Source organism: Persicitalea sp. (assembly GCF_041751555.1).
Classification (GTDB): domain Bacteria; phylum Bacteroidota; class Bacteroidia; order Cytophagales; family Spirosomataceae; genus Persicitalea.
Genome location: NZ_JBGSXF010000650.1, coordinates 1 through 3,021, shown reverse-complemented (window position 1 = coordinate 3,021; position 3,021 = coordinate 1). Strand labels below are relative to the sequence as shown.

The following is a 3,021-nucleotide window of genomic DNA, read 5'->3' as shown; positions in this document are numbered from 1 at the left end:
TCTTCACTAATTGAAAGTAAAAGGAATAAAATAAATCCTGAAGAACTCATCGAGGGCGCACAGCTATCCATTAATCGGGAAGACTACATCGACATTAAGGAAACGCTGCAAAACAACACGAATGACTTTCCCGTTGGCATCTGTGTAGAATCTCGAAAAAGAATCAAGCTCGACAACCTTACCCTCAACCTGCTAGGTATGATAAACCAGAAACTGCCCCAAGTATTCATTTCCTACTCCCGCAAGGATTTGAAATATAAAGACGAACTCAAAGCCCATCTGAATATTCTGGAAAGGTACGGTTTGCTTAATACATGGTCATGCGAGGAAATTCAGGCGGGTACCTGGGATAGCCAAATCCAGACTGAACTCGAAAAAGCCGATGTAATCGTGTACATGGTGTCGCAGAATTTCATGGCTTCGGGCTACATCATGGAACAGGAAGTAGCCAAAGGAATAAAGTTGGTGCAGGAAAATCCCGAAAAGAAAATCATGTGTGTATTGGTGCGGGATTGTAACTGGCAACGGTGGTCGTTTATGGAGGATAAGTTTAAAGACATGCTAGAAAAGGATGGAAAAGAATTTTCTTCAAAGGATTTAAGCAAATACCAGTTTCTACCCTACCATCAATATAAAAATGAGCTAAACGAACCTATACGGGAGGAGATCGTAGCATTGGAAAAATGGGGACGCCAGCATTATGATATGCCTAGCGTGGCATTTACCCAAATCGCCGACCGGATTTTATCCGAAGTGACCCGCAGGAAATAAAAACGAGATCAAATCTCTGCTTTTCTTTAAAGGCAAACTATTCAAGCTAAATGTTTGCTTGGCCTCATGGTGACATTTGCCAATCTCACAGACTACCTCTTGGCTGGCACTGGGAAATCTATTTCAATGGTGTAGTTTTGGGCGATTTTTCCAATTCTAGCCCACCATCGATGTATTTTTCTAAGTACCTGCCATGCCGACTCGTCGGACTGTCCCTTCTCCTTTTCTCCTTCCACGCTACTTTCGCACAAAAGCCCGTCACGATAAAATCCCCCAACGGCCACCTCACCTTCACCTTCCAACTCACCCGCGACACGCCGACCTACAAAGTCGATTTCAAAGGCACCGAACTCATCGGTGAATCGACTTTGGGGCTGAACTTTACCGAAGGCGGAGCTTTTGGCCAGCGGCTCAAAATGGGGACGCCCGACTACTTCAACGCCGAGGAAAATTACGATTTGGTGGTGGGCAAGACGAAGTACGTGTACAGTTATAGCAAAGCGGTGTCGATTCCGCTGACGGAGCGGTCGAGTGCGCGGCAGGTGAACCTGGTCGTGCGGATGTTCAACGATGCGGTGGCTTTTCGCTACGAATATCCCGTGCAAAGCAGTTGGGCGGCCTACGAGTTGACGGAAGAGAACAGCACCTTCAACATTCAGGGCAATCCGAAGATCCGCGCCATGTTGTTGGGGAGCTACACTACCTCGCACGAAAAGTACTATCAAAAAATGCCGTTGAGCGAGGTCAAAAACGACACGCTCATGGATATGCCCGCGCTGTTCGAGTTTCCGAACGGGCTATATATGGCCATCACCGAGGCCAATCTGCGGGACTATGCCGGGATGTACTTGCGCAAAAAAGACGGCTACCTCACGACGCAGCTCTCGCCGCTGCCTGGCCAATCCGGGATAAAAGTAAAGGCAAACCTACCGCACCAAAGCCCGTGGCGGGTGATGCTCATCAGCGACCGCATCGGCGATTTGATGGAATCTACCACGATCACCTCGCTCTGCAACTCGAAAATTAAGCAGGATTTTTCGTGGCTGAAACCGGGCAAAACATCCTTCCACTGGTGGAACGGCGACATTACCCCCGACACGACCTTCGCGCCGGGTATCAATTTCGCGACTAACAAATACTACATCGACTTCTGCGCCGACAACGGCATCGAATACCATTCCGTGATCGGTTACGGCGGTATCCCATGGTACGTGAGCGATGCGGCGGGCTACGGGGCCGTGGGCAAGAATACGGATGTTACCAAGACCGTCCCGACGCTGGACATGCAGCGGGTGTGCGACTACGCCAAACAGCGCGGCGTGGGCCTTCATGTGTGGGTGCACTGGGCCGCCCTTTATCGACAGTTGGAAGAGGCCTTCACGCAGTTCGAGAATTGGGGGATCAAGGGCATGATGGTCGATTTTATGGACCGCGACGACCAGGAAATGGTCAATATTCAGGAAGAGATTTTACAGGCAGCGGCGCGGCACAAGTTGTTTATTCAGTTTCATGGCTCGTTCAAACCCACGGGTTTGAGCCGTAATTTTCCCAACGAAATGACACGCGAAGGCACCTACAATTACGAGAATAACAAGTGGCTCCCGCAGCCGATCAGCGCCGACCACGACATCGACATGCCCTTCACGCGCGGACTGGCCGGACCGACCGACTACCACCTCGGCGGCTTCCGCGCCGTGCCGCCGGGTGGTTTCAAGACGCAGTACACCCGTCCGCTGATGGGCGGCACCCGCGCCCATATGCTGGCGATGTACGTAGTGCTGGAAAGCTACCTGACGATGGTGGCCGACTACCCCGAGGCCTACCTGAATCAACCCGGCTTCGATTTCCTACAAAAAATCCCCACCACCTGGGACGAAACTAAAGTCCCGGCGGCGGAAGTCGGCGCGTACGCCACCACCGCCCGCCGCAGCGGCACCGACTGGTACGTGGGGACGATCAACAACACCACCGCCCGGAAAATTACGATCCCGCTGACTTTCCTAAAAAAAGGAAGTTACCGGGCAAAAATCTACGCCGACGCGGCGGATGTTAATAAGAACCCGAATCACTTGGCTATTTCAGAAAAGGTCTTTACATCTGCCGACTCCATCGAAGCGGCGCTGGCGGCGAGCGGTGGGCAGGTGATTCATTTTGTCAAGATTGGAGATTGATTACTGAACTATTTAGAAAGATTCTAAAAAAGATCGTTTAAAGCTTTTGAGCCATCGTTTCAATTCCTACTTTTGCGCC

Annotated in this window: 2 protein-coding genes; both read left to right on the top strand. The window is 51.0% G+C overall.

The genetic code is table 11. From position 1 onward, the window contains the following. Positions 1-771: toll/interleukin-1 receptor domain-containing protein (locus ACEW8P_RS22990; protein WP_373515411.1), on the top strand; the 771-nt coding region annotated here is incomplete at its 5' end. Between the two features lie 170 nt (positions 772-941). After that, positions 942-2,942, top strand: a complete 2,001-nt coding sequence (locus ACEW8P_RS22985; RefSeq protein WP_373515410.1) for a glycoside hydrolase family 97 protein — start codon at positions 942-944, stop codon at positions 2,940-2,942. Positions 2,943-3,021 lie beyond the last annotated feature (79 nt).